Annotated in this window: 19 protein-coding genes and 2 tRNA genes; 10 read left to right on the top strand and 11 right to left on the bottom strand. The window is 63.7% G+C overall.

Annotated elements, in window-relative coordinates:
• Window positions 1–193 precede the first annotated feature (193 nt).
• A tRNA-Ala gene (locus tag RMO25_RS03185) sits at window positions 194–269 on the bottom strand.
• 65 nt (window positions 270–334) lie between these two features.
• Window positions 335–652, bottom strand: a complete 318-nt coding sequence (locus RMO25_RS03180) for a TIGR02300 family protein (RefSeq protein ID WP_309661157.1) — start codon at window positions 650–652, stop codon at window positions 335–337.
• 162 nt (window positions 653–814) lie between these two features.
• On the opposite strand from RMO25_RS03180, the gene cmk reads away from it, so the two are divergent.
• The gene (gene cmk, locus RMO25_RS03175; protein WP_309661162.1) at window positions 815–1,447 is read left to right on the top strand and encodes a (d)CMP kinase; all 633 of its coding nucleotides are present in this window, start codon (window positions 815–817) and stop codon (window positions 1,445–1,447) included.
• 207 nt (window positions 1,448–1,654) lie between these two features.
• Here cmk and RMO25_RS03170 read toward each other — a convergent pair whose 3' ends face one another.
• The 4 genes from RMO25_RS03170 to RMO25_RS03155 all read right to left on the bottom strand — a co-directional run bounded on the left by RMO25_RS03170 (window position 1,655) and on the right by RMO25_RS03155 (window position 6,305).
• Window positions 1,655–3,070, bottom strand: a complete 1,416-nt coding sequence (locus RMO25_RS03170; RefSeq protein WP_309661156.1) for a L,D-transpeptidase family protein — start codon at window positions 3,068–3,070, stop codon at window positions 1,655–1,657.
• A gap of 292 nt (window positions 3,071–3,362) precedes the next feature.
• Window positions 3,363–3,635: a hypothetical protein gene (locus tag RMO25_RS03165; protein ID WP_309661155.1), complete on the bottom strand. Its 273-nt coding sequence runs from the start codon at window positions 3,633–3,635 to the stop codon at window positions 3,363–3,365.
• 13 nt (window positions 3,636–3,648) lie between these two features.
• Window positions 3,649–5,586: a TIR domain-containing protein gene (locus RMO25_RS03160; RefSeq protein ID WP_309661154.1), complete on the bottom strand. Its 1,938-nt coding sequence runs from the start codon at window positions 5,584–5,586 to the stop codon at window positions 3,649–3,651.
• Between the two features lie 92 nt (window positions 5,587–5,678).
• Window positions 5,679–6,305, bottom strand: coding sequence for a hypothetical protein (locus RMO25_RS03155; RefSeq protein WP_309661153.1), 627 nt, complete (start codon window positions 6,303–6,305; stop codon window positions 5,679–5,681).
• A 407-nt stretch (window positions 6,306–6,712) separates the two neighbouring features.
• Here RMO25_RS03155 and rpsA point away from each other — a divergent pair, with 407 nt between their 5' ends.
• From rpsA to RMO25_RS03130, 5 genes are all read left to right on the top strand, one after another.
• Complete coding sequence (rpsA, locus tag RMO25_RS03150) at window positions 6,713–8,425, top strand: 30S ribosomal protein S1 (RefSeq protein WP_309661152.1); 1,713 nt, start codon at window positions 6,713–6,715, stop codon at window positions 8,423–8,425.
• 150 nt (window positions 8,426–8,575) lie between these two features.
• Window positions 8,576–8,872: an integration host factor subunit beta gene (locus RMO25_RS03145; RefSeq protein ID WP_309661151.1), complete on the top strand. Its 297-nt coding sequence runs from the start codon at window positions 8,576–8,578 to the stop codon at window positions 8,870–8,872.
• 70 nt (window positions 8,873–8,942) lie between these two features.
• Window positions 8,943–9,030 (top strand) — tRNA-Leu (locus RMO25_RS03140).
• Window positions 9,031–9,157: 127 nt separating this feature from the next.
• Window positions 9,158–10,732, top strand: coding sequence for an EAL domain-containing protein (locus RMO25_RS03135; RefSeq protein WP_309661150.1), 1,575 nt, complete (start codon window positions 9,158–9,160; stop codon window positions 10,730–10,732).
• A gap of 322 nt (window positions 10,733–11,054) precedes the next feature.
• Window positions 11,055–11,351 carry an antibiotic biosynthesis monooxygenase gene (locus tag RMO25_RS03130; RefSeq protein ID WP_309661149.1) on the top strand — a complete coding sequence of 99 codons (297 nt, stop codon included), beginning with the start codon at window positions 11,055–11,057 and terminating at the stop codon, window positions 11,349–11,351.
• Between the two features lie 119 nt (window positions 11,352–11,470).
• On the opposite strand, the gene RMO25_RS03125 is transcribed toward RMO25_RS03130, so the two are convergent.
• Window positions 11,471–11,977: a hypothetical protein gene (locus RMO25_RS03125; protein WP_309661148.1), complete on the bottom strand. Its 507-nt coding sequence runs from the start codon at window positions 11,975–11,977 to the stop codon at window positions 11,471–11,473.
• Between the two features lie 520 nt (window positions 11,978–12,497).
• Here RMO25_RS03125 and RMO25_RS03120 point away from each other — a divergent pair.
• Window positions 12,498–14,732, top strand: coding sequence for a nitric-oxide reductase large subunit (locus RMO25_RS03120; RefSeq protein ID WP_309661147.1), 2,235 nt, complete (start codon window positions 12,498–12,500; stop codon window positions 14,730–14,732).
• Window positions 14,733–14,847: 115 nt separating this feature from the next.
• Here the strand turns inward: RMO25_RS03120 and RMO25_RS03115 are convergent, their stop codons facing one another.
• Entirely contained in the window at window positions 14,848–16,161 is a 1,314-nt protein-coding gene (locus RMO25_RS03115) for an MFS transporter (RefSeq protein ID WP_309661161.1), read from the bottom strand.
• A 90-nt stretch (window positions 16,162–16,251) separates the two neighbouring features.
• On the opposite strand from RMO25_RS03115, the gene pgsA reads away from it, so the two are divergent.
• Both pgsA and katG read left to right on the top strand, forming a co-directional pair.
• On the top strand, window positions 16,252–16,818 hold the full coding sequence (gene pgsA, locus RMO25_RS03110; protein WP_309661146.1) for a CDP-diacylglycerol--glycerol-3-phosphate 3-phosphatidyltransferase: 567 nt from the start codon (window positions 16,252–16,254) through the stop codon (window positions 16,816–16,818).
• 118 nt (window positions 16,819–16,936) lie between these two features.
• Window positions 16,937–19,117 (top strand): catalase/peroxidase HPI, encoded by a 2,181-nt coding sequence (gene katG / locus RMO25_RS03105; protein WP_309661145.1) that lies wholly within the window; start codon window positions 16,937–16,939, stop codon window positions 19,115–19,117.
• On the opposite strand, the gene RMO25_RS03100 is transcribed toward katG, so the two are convergent.
• Window positions 19,068–20,033, bottom strand: a complete 966-nt coding sequence (locus RMO25_RS03100; RefSeq protein ID WP_309661160.1) for a LysR substrate-binding domain-containing protein — start codon at window positions 20,031–20,033, stop codon at window positions 19,068–19,070. The two genes, katG and RMO25_RS03100, sit on opposite strands and share 50 nt — an antisense overlap.
• A 63-nt stretch (window positions 20,034–20,096) precedes the next feature.
• On the bottom strand, window positions 20,097–20,861 hold the full coding sequence (locus tag RMO25_RS03095; RefSeq protein WP_309661159.1) for a sulfite exporter TauE/SafE family protein: 765 nt from the start codon (window positions 20,859–20,861) through the stop codon (window positions 20,097–20,099).
• A gap of 150 nt (window positions 20,862–21,011) precedes the next feature.
• Here RMO25_RS03095 and epsC point away from each other — a divergent pair, with 150 nt between their 5' ends.
• Window positions 21,012–21,698, top strand: coding sequence for a serine O-acetyltransferase EpsC (gene epsC, locus RMO25_RS03090; protein WP_309661144.1), 687 nt, complete (start codon window positions 21,012–21,014; stop codon window positions 21,696–21,698).
• Between the two features lie 23 nt (window positions 21,699–21,721).
• Here the strand turns inward: epsC and RMO25_RS03085 are convergent, their stop codons facing one another.
• Entirely contained in the window at window positions 21,722–22,831 is a 1,110-nt protein-coding gene (locus RMO25_RS03085) for a hypothetical protein (protein WP_309661143.1), read from the bottom strand.
• Between the last annotated feature and the right edge of the window lie 77 nt (window positions 22,832–22,908).

The raw sequence follows: 22,908 nt of genomic DNA, 5'->3' as shown, positions 1-22,908 counted from the left end.
CTTTTCAACGTCCTTGCACAGACCGGTATAGAACTGATCCGGATGGCTAAGACTTTGAAGAATGTAGACGTAGTGCATACGTCCCCCTTCAGGCACCTCGGCCCTCCTACGCCAAGGCTTCGGCGGGCAGCCTTCACTCCCTTCCGGAAGCTTGGGCTGGCTTGCCAGCCGAAGCTCCGTCAGGAGCGAAGGCTGGTGGAGCCGAGGGGGATCGAAACCCTGACCTCTGCAATGCCATTGCAGCGCTCTCCCAGCTGAGCTACGGCCCCGTCTGTTCGCGCCTTTAGGCGAACTTCATCCCACTGAAAACTCGAAAATCCACGCGCGAAGCCGGCTAGGCTTCATCTTCGTCGCCCGCGGTCTCGACCCCGAGCCCGTCATCGCCGGTGGCGAGATCGACTTCGTCGTCGGCCGACGGCTCTTCGTCCTCGGCGATTGCCAATTCTTCGGCTTCAAGGTCGGCCTCCGCGACCGGCTCCTTGGCGACCGGCGCGGGCTCAAACGCCACCGGCTGCTTGGACTTCAGCACCGGCTCCGGCACCCACTCATTGTGGCACTCGAGGCAATGTATCGGATTGTCCTTGCCGAGATCGTAAAAGCGGGTCGAGCACTTGGGGCAAGTGCGCTTGGCGCCCCATTCGGGCTTCACCATGGTGAGTATTACTCCAGTTTTGGTCGGTTCGGCCGGGGCCCCGGAGATGTCTCTGGAGATGCCATGCACCGTGCGGCGGGCGCCTTGCCATAGGCATGGTGCCCTGTCAAAGCCCGGCGCTTGACCGAGCATTCCGACAACGAGAACCTGACGCCGGACCGGATCCTGATTGCAGTCGACGGTCCGGCGGCGAGCGGCAAGGGCACCATCGCCCGCGCCCTGGCGGCGCATTTCCACCTGCCGCACATGGATACCGGGATGCTGTACCGTGCGGTGGCCCTGAACCTGTGGCGGTGGGGCGGCGACCTGGGCAGCGAATTCGAGGCCTTGCGGGCGTGCGACGTCGCCGCGGTCGACCCCGACGATCCCGAAATCCGTAGTGAGCCGATTTCCAGCATCGCTTCGCGCGTTTCGGCCTATCCATCGGTCCGCGCCGCGCTGCTCGACCGGCAGCGGCAGTTCGCGCAGCAGCCCGGCGGCGCCGTGCTCGACGGTCGCGACATCGGCACCGTGGTGGCGCCGGCAGCGGACGCCAAGCTGTTCGTCATGGCGTCGGCCGAAGTGCGGGCACAACGGCGCGTGCGGGAACTGCTCGAACGCGGGCTGCCCGCCCATTATGAGGACGTGCTGACCGACATCCGGGCCCGCGACGAGCGCGATATGGGCCGCGAGGTGGCACCGCTCAGCCAGGCCGACGACGCCATCCTGCTCGACACCACCGACCTCACCGCCGACGAAGCGATCGTCGAAGCGATCCGGCTGGTCGAAGCCAGGCTCGCCGCCACGGCGACCTGACCAGCCCTAAGGCTTGCGGCGCGCTCTTGTCATGGCTTGCGGCGCAGGGCCCAGACCAGCGCCGACAGGCTGGTAATGAACGCCGCAAGGCCGAGCAGGGCAGCAGGATCGAGAACAAGCATGAGCGACTCCGAGCGCTTCCTTGTTCCCTATTTGTTCCCTATCTGCAATAGGCAATTACCTATGCAATTTGAGGTTGCGATCGAATTAGTGGGGAGAGGGGACGATCGCGCTGGCGGGAATGGTGGCCAGTTTGACCACGGGCAGGCCAGTGTCGGCCGCCGAACTCGTTTGGTCATCCGCCTTGGGATCGCGGCCGTAAACGTCGTTGGCGAAGGTCAGCGACGCGTCGTCCATGCCCGGGACCGCGGTTAAATAGGTGATGTACACCGGGACGGCCCTAGCCAGTTGGACGAATTGCTCGGGCTGGGTGGACGGCGCGACGGGCTCGGTCCCCATCAGCCAGCGGCCGAGGCGCATCGCGTCTTCGACCCGGACGCAACCGTGGCTGTAATTGCGGCTGTCCTCGCTAAACAATTCCTTGCGCGGCGTGTCGTGGAGGAAAATGCCCAGTTCATTGGCGAAACCGAACTTGATCTGGCCCATCATATTGTCGGGCCCGGGCAATTGGCGAACATGAACCTCGGCGGTGCCGGCGACGACCGCTTTCCAGTCGATCGTCGCGGGATCGAGCACGGTCGCCTGTTCGGACCAGTCCGAGGCGACTTCATAGCGGGCGAGCTTGAGATATTTGATGCCGCGTTTGACGACGATCGGCGCGACCTCTTCGCGGGCGGTATCGGTGGGGATATTCCAATAGGGATTGAAAGTCGCATAATGGATGGTGCCGGCGAGCATCGGCGTCGGGGTCGCGGGCTTGCCGACCACCACCTTCATGGTGTCGACCGGGCGCCCATCCTCATACATCGACAGCCGCGCGGTGGCGGCATTGACGATGATGTAGCGGCCTCGCGACGGCAGGATCCGCGCCCGATCGAGGTTGGTCAGGAGGCGCGGATCGACCGCGCGCCCGGCCCGCAGTTGCTGCCAGGCCGCGTCGCGCAGCTGACCATAGATCGGATTGACGGCAGCGATGCCCGCAACATGGGCGGTGAGGCTCGGGGCGAGCCAGGCGTCGGTCAGGACCTGATCGACCGCCGGCACCCGCGGCGCCAGCGCCGGGTCGCCATACGTAATGCCGGCAACCGGCGACCGGAGCGCCGCGACATATTGCGCCCACGCCGAGGATAGCAATTTCTCGTCGGCGAGCGGGACGGGCTTGTGCGCGGCCATGGCCGCGCGCGCCCGGGCCACCGCGCTTTCAACGAAGCGGGCGATGGTCGGGCCGTTGGCCATCCCGTCGAGCGGCGCCCGGTCGAGAATCGCGGGTAGCTGGCCGGCGGCGGCGATGGTGGCGGCGTTGCGGAACCAGATCGGGGCATTGCTATGCGCCTGGTAAAAGGCATCGACCGCGCGGGCCGAGGGCAGGATCGCGGCGGTGAGGAGGGCGGGAGCGACCGGGGTCGCGGGGACAGGTGCGGGCGCCGGCGCGGGCCGGGCCGCGGCGGGCGCGGCACCGCACAGCATGGTCGCCGCCGCCAACGTCAGAATTTGCGTCTTCACTTGCACTTGGTCTTTTCCTGCGATTTTTCGGGCCGTGCCCTAACACGCCCAACGCCAACAACCGCCTCGCGGTCCCTATTAGCCAAAATTAGCCGCCAAAACCTAATCGCTTGTGACCGGTGGGACACAGTTGCGATTGGGGAGAGCAGGTGAATTCGGGGGGTCGTGAGTTTCGTGAACCTAGAGATCCGATGACATGCAAACCGCCGCGGCAAGAGCGGCCGAAAAAGGATAGCGCTGCAGGACATCAAATAAGCCTGAAAAGAGCCTCATGGCCGAGCTCCAGCTCGCGTCACATGACGCCTTCACTCCCCTGGGCTAGCGGGCATTCCTTGACTCCCGGCGGATGCATATGGTTGCCGTGCGGCGTATAGCCGGCGAGGATCATGCGATCGAGCTGAGCCTGGTCTTTTGGTAACGGGACAACGCTCGCCGATTTCTTCGTGGAATCCGGTCCGGGCAGGAGCACGTTGGATGCCACTGGCGTACGTACGGCGGTGTTATTTGGCACCTCACGCTCACAGGCGGAGGCGCCGAGAGCGAACAGCAGCACAAGTCGTTTCATCACCATTCCTCCGTCATGCAAAAGTACAGAAGCTTGGTCGGGCCGAGTCCCGACAAATGTCGGGCGCGTTGCGGGCCCCTCGCCAGTAATTCGTCAGCCCCAGCTGGCGGACGAGCTGGGCGTAGCCAGGCTCCTCCCGCGCCGCCGCCAGATTGGGCTCGAACAACACTTCGGTGTCGAATAGTCCGCGGGTGCGCACAAGGTTCGTGGCTGCCTTCAGAGCTGCTACCCGTGCCCCGAGAGCCGCGAGCGTGCCTACCACCAGCCGGTCGTTGTAGCGCGGATCGACTGCAAAGCTTTCGAGATCTGCAACCGATTTCGCCCGAAGCGCGGCATTGGGTGATTTCAGCGCCTGAAAGGCGGCGGTCAGCGTATTCCGCTGCACGCTCGTCAGCGGGAGGTCGGCAGCCTGGAGCAGGGTGATCGCTTCGTCATAACGGTGGGTCCACAACGCCGACTTCATTTTCAGCAAGCGAAGCGAAGTCGCGTCGGGCCACAGCGTGAGCGTTTCTGTCAAAATCCGGTCGGCCTCGTCGTTGCGGCCAACGACATAGAGCGACTGGGCAAAGCGAAGGTTACTAAAGGGCGCCAACGGACGCATGGCTCGCGCCTGCTCATATTGCCCGACCGCTTCCTCCATGCGCCCGACGGACGCGAGGAAGTCACCGTAGGCCTGGCGCTCGCACCCGCACTCGGTCGGCCTGACGCTGATCGCCTTTTTGAGCAGCGCCTCGCGTTCGGCGTAGCGATTTAGCGGCAGAAGCCCGGCAATGGCCATATAGCCCTCGGGATTTTGTCGATCGAGCTGCATCGACTTGCGCGCCGCCGCCATCCCTTCGTTGCGCAGCTGCATCGCTTCCCCTGACTTGCCTGCCGCGAGCGGAACCGCTGCCAGCGCCAATGCCGACCAGCCAAACGAAAAATCTGGCACCGCAACCGTCACTCGGCGGGCGGCGTCGAGCTCGGCGGCCTGGGTGGCCGATCCGCCCCAATGTTCGTTGCACCATTTGAAATAGAGCGACAGCGCCTGGTCCGACATCCGGCCCTTGTACGAGGAGGCGCCCCACAGGCCGCAACGGACGACTTGGCTTGCACCGACCGCAGCCTGGCGCGCGGCGACGACATCGGCGGCCTCGTGCTCATAGGCGTCGGACCACAGGAGAACGCCTGACTTCCGGTTCTTGAGATTGACCGTGAAGCGCACTGCATCCCCCAGCCGGCTGACACCTCCGTCCATAACAAACGGCGCCGACAAACCGGCCGTGCCATCGCCGGCGGAAACCACCGCGACAGCGTTCTCGGCACCGAACGCGGCGAGAATCTCCTGGCCGAGCATGTCGGGAAGCGCGCGGGGCAAGTCAGCCGAGACGAGTTCGAATTGGCCGATCGCGACCCTGGGAGTGATCCGGTCGGTGCCGGTCCAGATTCGCGGATACAGGAATATGCCGCCGAAAATGAGGACGAGGACGGCGGCCGCTGCAATACTCCAGCGGCCCACCTCGAAGCTGCTCCGCCGCTGCCGTATGGGCAGGGCCTCGGCGGGCCTCGCGTGGGGGACCGCGCCGCTCGCCTTTTCCGCGATCGCCGCCTTAAGCGGTCGTAAAGCTCGCGATCGCGGGCGGCCGTTCCAGCCGGACAGATCGATCGTGTGATACTGACGAAAGCCGAGCGGCGGGGGGCAGCCGTCGAGAGTTACCGGGACCAGGCTGCCGCTGTCCCGCCCCGCGGCCGCTTCGTCCCGCACCCAATCAGACCGGATCGAACTTTGGGACCAGCACACAATCACGACATCGGCTGACGCGAGTGCCTGCTCGATCGCACCGGCGAACTCCTGGCCACCAGAAATGTGCCGGTCCCACCAGGCACTGTGGCCCTCGCGCTCAAGCGCAGTCGCGAGCGGCTGCACGCGCTCGACGTCTTCTCGCGAGTAGCTCAGGAACAGTGCGGCCATCCAACTCCCCCGTTGGTGGCGGGACTGTGCGCCGAACCGCCTGTTCGTTCAACCTTCAGAAAATGATGCAATTATCCTGATGTCGTCGACCTTCAATGCGCGCTGTGCTGCGGCGCTGGCGCGAGCGGCTTGTTGTGTCGGCAAGTAACGTTCGGATTGAACGGCGAATAGACGCCGTTCGGATTGTCGCGAAACACCCATAAATGCTGCTCGTAATGCGGTTCCCAGCCGTGGGCTTCGTCGACTTTGGTTGCTGGATCGTCCTTTAGCAGTGGATAGGTGCGGCCATGGAATTTCGGCGGCTCCTTGTGGCCCGCGGTTTCGTGCCAGGCAGCAGCAAAAACGAGATTTTCAACCGCCACAAGCTGAAGCGAACCGTCGGGTTGTGGCTCGTAGACCAGCATCGCCGGCGTGCGGAAATCGGTGTGCGTACCGGTCCCCTTAACGCGCCCGACCGGCTTATCCGGAAGGCCGAGCACGTCACGCCGCACATAATGGAGCCCCATGGTGCCCATGCTTGCGGGGAAGCCGAGCATTGCCGCGGTGATGCATTTATTGTCGGTCTTATAACCTTCCGCGATGGCGACGTTGACGTCGGCGTACCGCTCCGCAATGGACTTGACCTCTTTGAGCGTCGGTTCCTGGGGGGTCGATTGGCAGGCGCAAACCAGCGATGCCAGCGGAGCGAATATCAAAAATCGCTTGGTCATCTTGGTCATGGAGAATTCCCCGGCGAATGGAGCCGCCACAATGCCGCCATACTCGAGCCGGCACAAGATTCACGGTATTCGTCGCGAAAAGCGGTCTGTTCCAGCCGAACGCCGATCGGCTTCACCCTTGCCCCTCTCACCCCCTTCGCATATAGGCCGCCCCGTCCGGCGGGTGCTGTATAGCCTCGCGGCAGCCCGTCCATTTGGCGAGCGCGTACGGTGGTCCGGTTGTGGCCGGCATCGGAACACGCTTTTCGTTTGAGGTACGGAGCGCCGCGATCAGCTTCAGCCTCCAACGGATGCCACTTCAGCATGGGGCTGGGGCGGCGGAATGGATTGACCAGGTCCGCAGATGAAGGCTCGCCACCGTGGCAGGCCGCGCGGCAGGCCCTGATAGTACGGAAGACATTTTTCTTATGGCGACAACGGCATTTCCGACCCGCGACGATTTCGAAGCCCTGTTGAACGAGAGCCTCGGCGGCGAGAACGAAACCTTCGAAGGCAAGGTGGTCAAGGGGATCGTCACCGGGATCGAGAACGATCTGGCGGTGATCGACGTAGGGCTGAAATCCGAAGGCCGCGTGCCGCTGCGCGAGTTTGCCATGCCGGGCCAGAAGGCCGAGCTGAAAGTCGGCGACGAAGTCGAAGTCTTTGTCGACCGGGTCGAAAACAGCGCCGGCGAAGCGATGCTTAGCCGCGACCGCGCCCGCCGTGAAGCCGCGTGGGACAAGCTTGAGAAGGAATTCGAAAAGGGCGAGCGGGTCGAAGGCGTGATCTTCGGCCGGGTCAAGGGCGGCTTCACGGTCGACCTGGGCGGCGCCGTCGCCTTTTTGCCCGGCAGCCAGGTCGACATCCGCCCGGTCCGCGACGTCGGTCCGCTGATGGACCTGCCGCAACCGTTCCAGATTTTGAAGATGGATCGCCGTCGCGGCAACATCGTCGTGTCGCGCCGCGCGATCCTTGAAGAAACCCGCGCCGAGCAGCGCTCCGGCCTGATCCTCAGCCTGACCGAGGGCCAAGTGATCGAAGGCGTCGTCAAGAACATCACCGATTACGGCGCGTTCGTCGATTTGGGCGGGATCGACGGGCTGCTGCACGTCACTGACATCAGCTACAAACGGGTCGGCCACCCGAGCGAAGTCATCAACATCGGCGACGTCGTCAAGGTGCAGATTGTCCGCATCAACCGCGAGACGCAGCGCATCAGCCTCGGCATGAAACAGCTCGAGAGCGATCCGTGGGACGGCGCCGCGACCCGCTATCCGATCGACGGCACGTTCAAGGGCCGGGTGACCAACATCACCGAATATGGCGCCTTCGTGGAGCTCGAGCCGGGCATCGAAGGCCTGGTCCACGTCAGCGAGATGAGCTGGACCAAGAAGAACGTCCACCCGGGCAAGATCGTCAGCACGTCGCAGGAAGTCGATGTCAAAGTGCTCGAGGTCGACGAAGAGAAGCGGCGGATTTCGCTGGGCCTCAAGCAGGCGCAGGAAAATCCGTGGTCCGATTTCGCCGCCAAGCACCCGATCGGTTCGACGGTCGAGGGCGAAGTCAAGAATTCGACCGAATTCGGGCTGTTCATCGGCCTCGATGGCGACGTCGACGGCATGGTCCACATGTCCGACATTGCCTGGGGCGTGTCGGGCGAGGAAGCCTTGAAGCTCCACCACAAGGGCGAGACCGTGTCTGCCCAAGTGCTCGATATCGACGTCGAGAAAGAGCGCATCAGCCTCGGTATCAAGCAGCTTGAGCGCGGCGGCGTCACCGCGGCCGGCAGCGCGTCGGGCGGCGGCGGCGTCAACAAGGGCGAGACGGTTACCGTTTCGGTCCTCGAAGTGCGCGACGGCGGCCTCGAGGTGCAGGTCGGCGACGGCGGCGTCACCGGCTTCGTCAAGCGCACCGACCTTGGCCGCGACCGCGACGAGCAGCGCCCCGAGCGCTTCCAGGTCGGCCAGAAGCTGGATGCGATGGTCATCGGCTTCGATCGGTCGAAGAAGCCCAACTTCTCGGTGAAGGCGCTGCAGATTGCCGAAGAGAAGCAGGCGGTGGCCCAGTACGGATCGTCTGATTCGGGCGCGTCGCTCGGCGATATCCTCGGCGAAGCGCTGAAGCAGGCGAAGAAGGAATAGCTGACTTTCGGTAGCTTGCTTTGGCGGCGCGATTTAATCATGCGCATTCGTCGAAATCTGGTTGCGCAGGGGGGGCTTTCCTGACAGCCTATGTGTAACGGGCCGCTGCGCTGGGGAGCGCCGGCCCATATAACTTGAGGCGGGGACACCATGATCCGTTCTGAACTCGTGCAAAAGCTGTGCGCCGATTTTCCGGGCCTGACGCAGCGTGAAGTCGAAAGCGTCGTCGGCGCGATCTTCGATTCCATCACCGACCAACTGGCCGGCGGTGGTCGGGTCGAGTTACGCGGCTTTGGCGCCTTTTCGACTCGCCAGCGCGACGCTCGGGTGGGGCGCAACCCGCGCACCGGCGCCGCGGTCGACGTCGACGCCAAGCGCGTGCCTTACTTCAAGCCAGGCAAAGAAATGCGCGAGCGGCTGAACCTGCAGGAAGTCACCGCCGAATAGCCGACGTTCGCCCGTCCAGGCGGTCCACAACTTGCAGTTCGCGCCGGGAAGCGCTTGGGTTCGCGCGGATGCGGACGTGGCGGAATGGTAGACGCTGGAGACTTAAAATCTTCTGCCCCAATTAGGGCGTGCGGGTTCAAGTCCCGCCGTCCGCACCAATTAGCGGCGCGTTAATCGTCCGGAATGAAGATAAATTGTTAAGCTTCATCGGGTTAACCCGAAGGCGTGAGCGAAATGGCGAACCTTTCGGGTGTTGCGGCAGCAACGCCGGAACACCAGTTTAGAATGCGGCGCCACGCGTTGACGCTCGCCATCCTGATCGGCGCGGTCGCGCTATTAATCTGGAACGGCACGACGTTCTTCAGCCAGATGATGTCCGCCGGCGCGGATCTTGGTCGCGAAGCGAAGATCGCCAGCATTGCGCTGACGCTCAATGTGGCGCTGATCCTGTTCGGCTGGCGGCAATATGTCGATTTGCAGCATGAAGCGGAACTGCGCGCCGATGGCGAGCGGCGGGCGGCCGTGCTGGCGTCGACCGACGCGCATACCGGCCTGCTCAATCGCAAGGGCTTTGCCGACCGGGCCGCGGCCTTGGCCCAGCGGGCTAGCCTGGCCGGCCACCAGCTGGCCATCATCTCGATCCAAATCAACCGCTTCAAGGCCGTTAACGATCGCCACGGCTATGAAGTCGGCGATAGCTTGCTGCGCTCGCTGGCCGCAGCCATGGCCGAAGCGCTCGACCCCGAGGTCGAGATCGCCCGGCTGAGCGGCGACGAGTTCGCGGTCGCGATGGCGCTCGATCCGGACAAAACCGACGAACTGGAACGCTCCGCCGAAGCGGTGCTGCACGCTGTCACCGCGGCTTTCTCGATTGACGAACGGCTGATCCAGGTTGGAGCGTTCGCCGGTATCGCCACGGCCCCGGCATCCGACGTCCGGATCCCCGACCTGCTGCGCCGCGCCGACATCGCCATGGAGCATGCCAAGAGCGGCCGCGCCGCGCGCCCGGTGTGGTTCGACGGCGGCATGGAACGCGAGCTAATTGCCCACAGTGAGATCGAGCAAGGCATTCGCTACGGCCTCGACCACGACCAGTTCGTGCCATTTTTCGAGCCCCAGATGGACCTCGAGACCGGCGAGATCATTGGCTTCGAAGTGCTGGCGCGGTGGGTCCATCCGTTGAGCGGGATCATCCAGCCCGACACCTTCATTCCGGTGGCCGAGGAAATCGGGTTGATCGGCCGATTGTCCGAACACGTGATCGCCAGCGCGCTGGCGCAGGCGGTCGAATGGGACCCGGCGATCAAGATTTCGGTCAACATCTCGCCGGTCCAGCTGACCGATGCCTGGCTGGCCCAGCGGATTGTCCGGCTGCTAACCGAAATCGGCTTTCCGGCTGAGCGGCTGGTGGTCGAGATCACCGAGAGCTCGCTGTTCGCCGACATCGACCTCGCGCGGTCGATCGTCACCAGCCTGAAGAACCAGGGCATCCGCCTGGCGCTCGACGACTTCGGGACCGGATTTTCGTCGCTGTCGCACCTGCGGTCGTTGCCGTTCGACGTCATCAAGATCGACCGCAGCTTCGTTGCGAACATTCATTCGAACAAGGAAAGCAGCGCCATCATTCGCGCCGTCACGACGCTCGCCGGCGCGCTGGAGGTGCCGGTCTATGTCGAAGGCATTGAGACCGAGGCGTCCCACGCCGCCGTTCTTGGCCTTGGCTGCATGGTCGGCCAGGGCTGGTACTTCGGCAAGCCGATGACCGGCGACCAGGCGACCCAATTGCTCGCCCGGCGCACGCAGCCGGACGTCCACGGCCAGCCGGACGTCGAAACTCAGCGCAAAATCGCCGGCGGCTAAGCGCCTCTCATCCACTGCCACGCCACGGCCGCTGTCCCATGACGGGACCGCTTGGCACTTTGCGCCCATTCCGGAGGTTGTCGGTATGGTAAAAACTGCGTTAAGAATTGTGCATGGCTGTTGTTCGCCCCGCCCTTGCAATGGACCCGCGCCGCTTCGGCAGGGCGCCGATTGCTTGCGCCGACGCGCCGCCAATGCGTGCGCCGACGCTCGGCAATGACCTGCGATTGTTCGCGATCACTTTTGCCGCCGGCTTTCTGTTCGTTTCGATCCTGATCGGTTAAAGGGCCTTCCGCCGTCTTTCTGACGCGGGAGAATTGTCATGACTGCATTCAACAGCGTGCGCTTCAAGGTAAAGCCCGGGCGCGACGAGGAATTCATCGCCGCGCACCGCAAGGTCGAAAGGAATTGGCCGGGGATGCGGAGCGCCAACCTGATCAAGACCGGTGAGCACAATTATTGCATCGTCGGCGAATGGGACGACGTCGAGAGCATCGCCGCGGCGCGGCCGCACATGCTGGCGACGCTCGATACGTTCCGCGACACACTTGAGGATCTTGGCGGCGATCTTGGGGTCACTGACCCGGTGTCGGGCCCCGTCGTGCTGGAGCTGACGTAAGGCGCCGCTCGGCCGCGGGAAGCGGTGGACATTGTGACGCTGATTTTGTCCAGGAAGGGCCGCAATGAGTCGCCGCCGTGTACGGCAAGTTTGGGTAGAAAATAGATCTAGTGCCCTGGCTACTGACGGTTGGGGCAGGGGCGCTCGGGCGTGGAGAGCCAGCGGACGACAGCTCCCGGCTCCAGCGGGCCCGGTCCCGGCGCGCCGGCCGAGATCGCCGTGCTGCCATCGGCTTGCTTGACCCCGACACGGTTGCGGAACACCCCCCGCACGACCGCGCGGCGGCGGCTGTCCTTCGGCGACACTCCCGGCCACTTGTCCCACTGCACGTTGATCGCGGCGCCTTCGCCGCCACGGCAAAAAGTACCGTAGTTTTGATAAAGGCCGAAATCGCCGGACTCCCAGACGACCAGGCCGACGATCTCGACTGTGCGCCCGTCCCAGGTGGCTGGAGCAGCGGCAATGCTGGCGGGATTGACCCGGGCGATCCCATCCTTGCCTGGCGGGGCCGTGGCGCAGGCCGTGAGAAGCAGCGAAGCAGCAGCTAAACCGACTGAGCCCACGGCGATCGGGCTGCGATGGCGACGAGCTTCAGGTGCGGTTGCTTTGTTGGCACGAAATTGCATTGCGGCACCTTCCCAAGATTATGACAACCGCCGTCTACCAACCCAATGACGAGCATGCCACTTTTCCAGCCAGGCGTGGTTGAACAGCTCCCGCCGCCGGCAGCATCGGGTCAAACGCGCGCGCTCAAGGCTCTCCTTTCGCTGCCCACACCAAAGCTAGGGTCGTTGCGGCCCCGGCCGCGCACGCACGACCGTCGGTAGGACCGCTGCTGATCGAGAGCTTCGCGCACCAAATCTGGATCGGGCGCCATGCCCTCTTTGCGGGTGTCGACGAGCTAGAGTTTGGATTTGAACAATAAGCGCGCATCGAGCTTTGCCACCCGGACATTAGATGGAAGCTCGCAGACGCGGCGACCCGCATTGTCTAATCGTAACAACGGGCGCATGACATAAGTTAGACGAGGCGCGGCTCCACTGCGAGAGACTGGCTTGGTACAAAGCCTGTGAGCGGGGGATTATTATGTCCGACTACGCCTCTGAATTTTCGATCCGGCGTCTGTGGATCATTTTTGGCGCGAGCATGGCGATCATGTTCGGAACCCTGCTCTACTTCGGCGCCCAGATTTATCACTCCAAACCACCGATCCCGAGCGCGGTCCGGACCGTTTCCGGGCAAACGCTTTACACGAGCGAGGACATCCAGCGCGGCCAGGCGGTGTGGCAGTCGACCGGCGGCATGCAGCAGGGCTCGATCTGGGGCCATGGCAGCTACGTTGCCCCGGACTGGAGCGCCGACTGGCTGCACCGCGAAGCGGTCGCGCTGCGCGGCCAGCTCTCGAACGGGCGATATGAGACGATGCCCGAACCCGATCAGGCACGGATTGGCGCGATCCTGAAGCGCGAAATGCGCACCAACAGCTTCGATCCGCAAACGTCCGTCATCTTGGTCAGTGACCAAAGGGCGGCTGCCATCTCGGCAACGGCGGACCATTTCGAGGGGCTGTTCACCAACCGCACGCCAGCGGACCAGCATCTGCGCGAGCTCTATGCGATGCCGCAGAACGCGGCGCTGAGCGCGGACGAAGCGCATGCGTTGACGGGCTTCTTTTTCTGGACGTCCTGGGCGGCCGCCGCCCAGCGGCCGGGCGAAGCAATCAGCTATACCAGCAACTGGCCGCACGAGCCCTTGGTCGGGAACGCGCCGACGGGAGCGATCTTCCTGTGGACATTCGTTTCGATCTTCGTGCTTCTCGCCGGCATTGGCGGGCTAGTCTGGTATTATGCGCGCGAGTTCGACGTGTGGCGGCGCGACATTGAGCCGCTCGACGGGTTTGCGACCACTGATCTGTTTGAAGGCGCCGTGATCACCCCCTCGATGCGCGCGACCGCCAAATATTTCTTCGTCGTCACCGCCATGTTCTTCGCTCAGGTGCTGCTTGGTATCGTCACCGCCCATTACGCAGTCGAGGGACAGGGCCTCTACGGCCTGCCGATGGCGGAATATTTCCCTTATGCGGTCACGCGGACCTGGCACACGCAGCTCGCAATTCTGTGGATCGCGACCGCCTGGCTGGCAACCGGTCTGTACGTCGCTCCGCTGCTGGGCGGACGAGAGCCGAGGTTCCAGCGCCTGGGGGTGAACTTCCTGTTCATCAGCCTGCTCGTCATCGTCGTCGGCTCGTTCGCCGGTGAATGGATGGCGATCAACCGTCACCTGGCCGTCGGGACGATCAATTTCTGGTTCGGCCACCAGGGCTATGAATATCTCGACCTTGGCCGCTTCTGGCAATTCTATCTGTTCGTAGGCCTGCTGCTGTGGACCGCGCTGGTGCTGCGCGGCGTGTGGCCCGCCTTGCGCGAGAAAGGCGGGCGCTCACTCGTCTTCCTGGTCGCCATCGCGACGGTCTCGATCGGCCTCCTGTTCGGGACCGGGCTCTTTTATGGCCAGCACGCCCATATCTCGGTCATGGAATATTGGCGCTGGTGGGTCGTCCATCTATGGGTCGAAGGCATTTTCGAGGTCTTCGCGACTGCGATCGTATCCGCCCTGTTCGTCAAAATGGGGCTGGTGCGGGCATCGGTGGCGGCGACGTCGGTGTTGCTCGCGACGATCATCTTCCTGGCCGGCGGCGTGCTTGGCACCTTTCACCACCTCTACTTCGCCGGCACGCCAACCGCGGTGATCGCGTTGGGCGCCGTGTTTTCCGCGCTCGAAGTGGTGCCGCTGATGGTCGTCGGGTTCGAGGCCTACAATCGCGCCAAGTTCGAGTACCGGCATGATTGGCAGGAGGCCTATCGCTGGCCGTTCGCCTTTTTCTCGGCCGTGCTGGTGTGGAATCTGATCGGCGCCGGATTGTTCGGCTTCTTCATCAATCCGCCACTCGCCCTGTATTACATGCAGGGCCTGAACACGACCGCGACCCATGCCCATGCCGCATTGTTCGGCGTTTACGGCATGCTCGGCATCGGCCTCACCTTGTTCTGCATGCGCGGCCTGTCGGACCCGTCGCGGTGGAGCAACCGACTGCTCAAGACCTCGTTCTGGTGCCTCAACATCGGCCTGGCGATGATGGTCTTCCTGTCGCTCTTCCCGCAAGGGCTGTTCCAGACTTACCAGAGCTTCACCCGCGATTACGCTTATGCGCGCAGCGCCGAGGTCATCCACAGCCCGCTCATGCAGGCGCTGGTGTGGATGCGCGTGCCGGGAGATCTCGTCTTCACGGTCGGCGTCGTCGCTTTCACGATCTTCATGATGCGTGCCTTGTTCGGTCGCGACAGGAGAAACGACCTAACTGCCGTACCTGATCTGGCTTAGGAACCGGGCTTAGTCCTTGGGCTGTGATGCCCTAACTTCCAGCTTCCTAGTCGCCATTACACCTTGTGATTGTGGGTCTCTAATGTCCGCTTTGGCCGTTGCGGGCGGACTCGCTTCAGTCGCAGGCGAGGTGGAGTTTCCAGCCGAGCCAGGCGGCGAAGATGCTGCCGACGGCGACGATCAGCAGGCTGTCGCCGACGGTCACGCCGAGCTGCACCGCCAGCGTCAGGATCAGCGTGGCGAAGACCATCAGCCCGGAATTGACGATGTTGTTGGCGGCGATCGTCCGCGCGGTTTCCGACTTGGGAACCGTGGTCGTCAAAAAGGCGTAGAGCGGCACGACGAACATGCCGCCGGCAATCGCCACCCCCAGCAGGTCGAGGACGATCATCCAGCTGCTGGGCAAAGCGAGAAACGACCGGATATCGTGGAGCTCGCCCGTATCCACTGGCCAGCCGTGCACGCGGCGGTAAAGGTCGACGACGAACAAGCCCATGGCCAACGCCGAGGAAGGCGAAAATCTGGCCGAGACCTGACCCTTGAGCAGGCGATTGACGGCCACCGAGCCGATCGCGATGCCGACCGAGAAGGTGCCGAGAAACAGGGTCGCGACGGTTTGGTCGGAGCCGAGGCTGTTCTTGACCAGCGGCGGGAATTGCGCGGCGAGCACAGCGCCCATCGCCCAGAAGAAACTGATCGCGAGAATGGCGAGGTAGAGCCGGCGAACGTGCAGGGTGGCGCTGACCAAAGTGATCGACGCGCGGATGATGTGCCAGTCCATGCCGCGCTTGGGGTAACCGGGAATCTCGGGATCATTGGCCGGCGGCGCTGGCGGAACGAACGAACCGGCGACGCGGCCAACCAAAGCCACCAGGATGACGCCGAGCGCCGCCCATTCGGCGTGATAGGAGCCGTCGGCCCGCTGCATCACCAGCAGGCCGCCGAGGATGGTCCCGCCGAGGATGGCGATGTAGGTGCCGGCTTCAACCAGGCCGGTCCCGCCGAGGACTTCGTCGCGCTCCAGATGCTGCGGCAAAATCGCATATTTGATCGGACCGAAGAAGGTCGAGTGGACGCCCATCGCGAACAAAGCGGTAAGCAGCAGCGGAATGTTCTGGAGCAGCAGCCCGGCGGCGCCGACGATCATGATCAGGACCTCGGCGGTTTTGACGATCCGGATAATCCTGGCCTTGTCGTTGGCGTCGGCCAATTGGCCCGACAGCGCCGAAAACAGAAAGAAGGGCAGGATGAACAAGGCGCCGGCGACGCCATTGAACGTCGCTTCCTTGGTCGCGTCATTGTAGATCGCATAAGTGGCGAGAATGACCATCGCCGACTTGAACAAATTGTCGTTGAAGGCGCCGAGCAATTGCGTGACGAAAATCGGCAAGAAGCGCCGCGTACGCAGCAAATGGCTTACATTTTGGATCAAAGCGGGGTGGCGCCGGCTCGCATAAGCTGGGCACGGCATAGCTAGCTTTGCGCGAGCCGCCAAACGCTATAACGGCATTGTCCAACGATGTTGTCGCTGCCGAACCTGCTGACGCTCTCGCGAATCTTCGCGGTGCCGATCCTCGTCTTCCTGCTGTGGCGGCCGGCGCCGCTCGATTATGCGATCATCTTCGTGCTGTACTGCGTGGTCGGCATTACCGACTATTTCGACGGCTATCTGGCCCGCGCGCAGGGGCAAATTTCGAAGCTCGGCCAATTCCTCGACCCGATCGCCGACAAGATCATGGTCGCGGCGGTGATCATGATGCTGGTGTCGTCGCGCAAGATGAGCGGCGAGCCGGTGATCCACGGCCTGCACATCATCCCGGCGCTGATCATCCTGCTGCGCGAAATCATCGTTTCCGGTCTCCGCGAATTCCTGGCGGAATCGCAAGTGTCGATGCCAGTCAGCGCGCTCGCCAAATGGAAGACGACGTTGCAGCTGGTCGCGCTGGGGGCGCTAATTCTCGGTGGGTCAGTCCCCGAGCAGGTTTGGGTGCATAATGTCGGGCTGGGTAGCCTGTGGGCGGCTGCCGCGCTGACCCTGGTCACTGGCTATGATTATCTCAGGACCGGCATCCGCCACATGGAATAGCGCGGTGCGGGCGGGACTAATCGAATTTACCGTTCGCACTGACCAAGTTTAATCGTTTCCGTCGCTGCAAAGCCCGGCCTAGCGAGCGACCAACCCAAAAATGAGGAGTGGTGACACCATGGACGCAAAAACGAGCGGCGGCCCTTTGAGCTGCCCGATGAACCCCGCGGTGCGCTCACTGGTGGGTCGAACCAACCACGACTGGTGGCCGGACTCGCTGCCGCTCGACATTCTCTATCAAAGCGGCGGTTCGCCCGATCCGATGTGCGAGGATTTTGACTATGCAGCGGCGTTCAAGGGGCTCGATTATCCCGCGCTGAAGGGCGATTTGACCGCGCTGATGACGGACAGCAAGCCGTGGTGGCCGGCGGACTATGGACACTACGGCCCGTTCTTCATCCGCATGGCGTGGCATGCCGCCGGCACCTATCGCACCGCCGACGGCCGCGGCGGCGCCAGCAGCGGCCAGCAGCGTTTCGCCCCGCTCAATAGCTGGCCCGACAATGGCAATCTCGACAAGGCGCGGCGGCTGTTGTGGCCGGTCAAACAGAAATACGGCAACCGGATCAGCTGGGCCGACCTGTTCATCCTCGCCGGCAACGTCGCCATCGAATCGATGGGCGGCCCGGTGTTCGGCTTCGGCGGCGGCCGCAAGGACGTGTTCGAGCCCGAGCGCGATATTTATTGGGGCGCCGAAGAAAAATGGGTTGAGGCCAGTGAAACCCGCATCCAGCCGGACCGCGAGCTCGAGCTCGAAAATCCGCTGGCAGCGATCCAGATGGGCCTGATCTACGTCAACCCGGAAGGCCCGGGCGGCAACCCCGATCCGTTGCAGTCGGCACGCGACATCAAGATCACGTTCGAGCGCATGGCCATGAACCATGAGGAAACGGTGGCGCTGACCGCCGGCGGCCACACCTTCGGCAAGGCGCATGGCGCCGGCGACGCGAGCCTGGTCGGTGCGGCACCGGAAGGCGCCGACATGGCGCTGCAAGGGCTCGGCTGGTCGAGCGGCTATGAAAGCGGCATGGGCGAGCACACCATTACCAGCGGTATCGAGGGATCGTGGGTGAATACGCCGACGACGTGGACGGAGAATTATTTCCGCCTGCTGCTCGACTATGATTACGAACTGGTGAAATCACCCGCTGGGGCGCAGCAGTGGCAGCCAGTCAACCAGAAGCCCGAGGATATGGCCCCAGCGGCGCATGACGCGTCGAAGCGGGTGCCGACGATGATGACCACCGCCGACATGGCGCTGAAGATGGACCCGGAATTCCGTGCGATCTCGGAGAAATTCCGCACTGATCACGCGGCGTTCAAGGACGCCTTCGCGCGCGCCTGGTTCAAGCTCACCCATCGCGACATGGGGCCCAGGGTCCGTTATCTCGGCCCGGAAGTGCCGCGCGAGGATTTGATCTGGCAGGACCCCATTCCGGCCGGCGCCGAGCCGTCGGACGGCTATGTGTCCGCGTTCAAGGCGAAGATCCTCGATGCCGGCTTGAGTATCGGCCAGCTGGTCAAGACCGCCTGGGCGTCGGCCTCGACCTACCGCAAGTCAGACCATCGCGGCGGCGCCAATGGCGCGCGCATCCGCCTCGCCCCGCAAAAGGATTGGGCGGTCAACGAGCCGGAAGAACTGGCCAGAATTCTGAGCAAGATCGGCGAATTGCGTGGGTCGCTGTCGATGGCCGACGCGATCGTGCTGGCGGGCACGGCGGCGGTCGAAAAAGCGGCGAAGGACGCCGGCTTAGCGGTTGACGTGCCGTTCACCGGCGGGCGTGGCGATGCGACGCAGGACTGGACCGACGTCGAGAGTTTCGACGTGATGGAGCCCGCGGCCGACGGCTTCCGCAACTATCTCAAGACCAAGCACAGCGTGAAGACCGAGGAACTGCTGCTCGACCGGGCGGCGTTGCTCGGCCTGTCAGGCCCCGAAATGACCGTGCTGGTCGGCGGCCTGCGCGTGCTCGGCGCCAACCACAAAGGGAGCAAGCACGGTGTGTTAACCAACCGCGTCGGCCAACTGACCAACGACTTCTTCGTTAATTTGCTCGACATGGACACGGTGTGGGAGGTGGTCGACACCAGCGGCGACGAAGAGTTCATCGGTTTTGTCCGCGGCGGCCGGCAGGAGCGTTGGCGCGCGACCCGCACCGACCTGATCTTCGGGTCGAATTCGCAGCTGCGAGCAACCGCCGAAGTATATGCCGAGACCGGCCATGAGGAGAAGTTCGTCCGCGACTTCGTCAAGGCGTGGACCAAGGTGATGAACGCCGATCGCTTCGATCTTGGCTAGACGGCGGCGAGACGAGCCCAGCCATGATCCGGCGAAGGGTGGTGGCGAGCAGCTGAAACTCGCTTTCGCGCGGACTTGAGCGGCGCCAGATGAGCGCGATGCGGCGAAAGCCGTGATCGGATTTTAGCGGCTTGGCGTCGACATTGGTGCCGTCGAGGATGCCGGCGTCGATCGCCATCGACGGGATGAAGGTCACCCCAAGCCCGTTGTCGACCATCTGGACGAGGGTGTGGAGCGAGGTCCCCATCATCGCCGCGTGCGCCCTCAAGTCCGGCCGGTTGCAGGCCGACAGCGCATGGTCTTTGAGGCAGTGCCCGTCTTCGAGCAGCAGCATGCGGTTCTCGTCGATCGCCGCGACATCGACGGTGGCGCCGCCCGGCGCTTCGCCGTGGGGAAAGGCGACGAACAAGGGATCGTCGAACAAGGGTGCTGAGTCGACGTCGCCGCAGCCGTAGGGAAGCGCGAGCAGCACACAATCGAGCTGGCCGCGGTGCAGCGCTTCGCAGGCCGCCTGGCTGGTTTCCTCGCGCAGATAGAGCTTCAGGCTGGGCCATTCGCGGCGCAGGCTGGGGAGCATGGCCGGGAGCAGAAAGGGCGCAATGGTCGGAATGACGCCCATCCGCAATTCGCCGTGGAGCGGCTGGCCTTCGGCGCGGGCGACCTCGGCAATCGCTTCCGCTTCGCGCAGCAGCCGGACTGCCTTGTCGGCAATTTTTTCGCCCAAGGCCGTGAAGCGGACGACGCGACGGGTGCGCTCGACCAACGTGACGCCGAGCAAGGTCTCCAATTCGCGTAAAGCGGCCGACAGCGTCGATTGGGTGACGTAGCAAGCGTCCGCGGCCCGGCCGAAATGGCCATGCTCGCGCAGCGCGACGAGATATTGCAGCTGCTTGATGGTGGGGAGATAGGTAGCCAGTGGTGTTTCCGATCAGTCGGACCGAAATAAGCGCCTGAAACGATTAATGCCAGACCGAGGATATCAGCTCAGTGCGCGGTACAGGCCGAATCCGCTGGTCGCGGTGAGTAATGCGCCAACGAAGGTCAGCAGACCGTCGGGGTTGACGCGTTTGGTGATCCAGGCGCCGAACGGCGCGGCGAGGACGCCGCCGATCAGCAGGCCAAAAGTCGCAACCGTGAACGCCTTCCAGCCCAATGCCGCGATGAAGGTCGCCGAGATGGTCACGGTCAGGAAGAATTCGGCGGTGTTGACGGTGCCGATGGTTTTGCGCGGGTTACTGCCTTGAACCAGTAAGTTGGACGTGACGATCGCGCCCCAGCCGCCGCCGCCCGCCGCGTCGAGGAAGCCACCGACAAAACCGAGAGGCGCGACGATCTTCGGCCGGCTTTCGGTGTGGCGGTGCATGACGCCGCGGTAGAACAAGTACAGGCCGAGCGCGGCGAGATAGGCGAGCACGATCGGCTTGGCGGTCGACGCGTCGATCCGGGTCAGGACATAGGCGCCGAGCACCCCGCCGATTACGCCTGGAATGACGATGCGGAAAAACAGCCGCCAATCGACATTGCCGTGAGCGATGTGGCTAATTCCGGAGACTGCGGTGGTGAAAGTCTCGGCGGTATGGACGCCGGCCGACGCCGCCGCCGGCGGAACACCCATGCTGACCAGGATGGTGCTTGAAATCTGGCCGAACGCCATGCCGAGTGCACCGTCGATAAGTTGCGCCGCGAAACCGACCAGGACGAAGGTCAGAAGCAGCGTCGGATCGGCGAACAAGGATTGAAAAATGATGCCCTCCGCCCTGGCGAGATGCGTGCGATTTGCCCAACGCTCGTTGGTTTCGCAAGCGTCAGGCTTGCCGAAAGCTTCCATTCGACTGGCAATTCGGTCGCCTCAGACCTAGATTGTTCGGCCAAAGAAGAACAACAAGGAGTTCCCGTGGATTCTGGGTTCATCGCTTATCTGGACTCGGTTAAGTCCCGCGACCCGGCGGCGCGATCCCGCTGGGAGGTGCTGCTTTATCCCGGCGTGCTCGCGCTGGGGATGCATCGCATCGGTCATTGGCTGTATGGCGGGCGCCTCTATTTCCTCGCTCGCATCGTCAATCATTTGGCGCGCTTCCTGACTGCGATCGACATCCATCCCGGCGCGAAAGTCGGGCGCAACTTCTTTATCGACCATGGCTTTACGGTGATCGGCGAGACGGCCGAGATCGGCGACAATGTCACCATTTACCAGAGCGTCACGCTGGGCGGGACCAACCCGACGACAGGCGTCGGCGGCAAGCGGCACCCGACGCTGGATGACGGCGTGGTGATTGGCTCTGGCGCGCAAATTCTCGGGCCGGTGGTGGTTGGCGCGGGGGCCAAGGTCGGTGCCAATTCGGTGGTCACCAAGGACGTTCCGCCGGGCGCGACGGTGGTTGGCATTCCGGCCCGAGCGGTGCCGATCGATTCGATCCATTACAGCCCCGGCTTCATTCCCTACGGCACGCCGTGCGGCGAGGATGTCGATCCGTCGCGGGTCGGCATTGCCGACCTTGAGCGCGAAATCGCAGCGTTGCGCACAGAGGTCGAAACATTGAAGCGAACGCGCCAGCCCGCTCCCAAGACCAAAAGCGCTTGAGCCTGCCAGCGCCGTTCCAGGCTTTATGATCCGGCTGGTTGGGGAACGCTCGAGCGATTGACGATCGGCAGCCGCTCGCGCAGCCCGGGCGGCAATGGCTTGACCACCGCGCTACGGGCCTGATGCCAGAAGGCCGACAGCAGTAGCAGCGCCGAACCAATGACCAGCGCGGTCAAGGCAACGTTGAGCTGAACCGCGCCAAACTGTTCGAACAATTGCTGTATGGCGAACAGCACGTAAGCGAGCGCCGACACCAGCAGGGCGCGACGGTCGATGGCCAGCGCCGTGACGGCAATCGCCAGGTAGAGCAGGATGACGACAAAGCCCTCGCCGATGGTGGCGTGACCGTCGTTGAGCCCGAGCAAGGTGAAGACCGGGTGGACGATCATCGGCGCGGCCAGCAAATGGAGCCAGAAGGCGACGTCGGCGCGGCGGGTCAGACGGGCGCGATCCGAGCCATCCCACCACATCGCGAACAGGAACGTGCCGATGCCGAGCAGGAGCACGAAGCCGAGGATCAGGTTGCGCGAATTTTCGGCCGTATCGCCAAGCGCGGCGACCAGCAGGCCGACGGCGATCGCGGCCACCGACGCGGCGCCCGCGGCGACGGTAATCGGGACTCTGAACCGCTTCCAGTGGAGCCACGCGCCAGCTGCTGCGGCGGCGCCGGACACGGCGCCGACAATGCCCGCGAGCTGGGGATTATTTTCGATCTGGTCGGGGCCGACGGCCAGCACCAGGCCGAACGCCACGCTGGCGAACACGCCGCCGACAAAGGCGAGCAGCAACAGGATCGACGGTAGCGCCATGCGGCGTTTGGCGGTGAAGAACAGGGCGAGGCCCCAAGCGGTCGCGGCAACCGCCAGCGGACCGGTCGGGGCGGGACCGTCGCCGTCGATCGACAGGCCGAGGCTCTGGCCGATCTGATGGCCGATCCAGGCGACCGCGAACAACAGGATCGCCGCTGCGATCGAGACGAAAATATCGTTGAACCCGGTCAGCAGCCGGAATTGTTCTTCATCGACGGTCGAGCTCGAATCCTGACGCTCGATGTATGCTCGCAATGACGCGGCGGCCTCGGCGGTAATCGCGCCGGCCGCGACCGCTTCGTCGAGTTCATTTTGACTGTACATGCCCATTCCTCCACTGTCGCGGCAGCGGATAGGACGAGTGTATTATCTTGTCAATACAGTAGCACACCCCGGCGACG

This window comes from Sphingomonas sp. (assembly GCF_031361285.1).
In the GTDB taxonomy this organism is placed as follows: Bacteria; Pseudomonadota; Alphaproteobacteria; order Sphingomonadales; family Sphingomonadaceae; genus Sphingomicrobium.
Note: the sequence above shows the minus strand (reverse complement) of the source record. Positions and strands in the feature narration are given on the sequence as shown.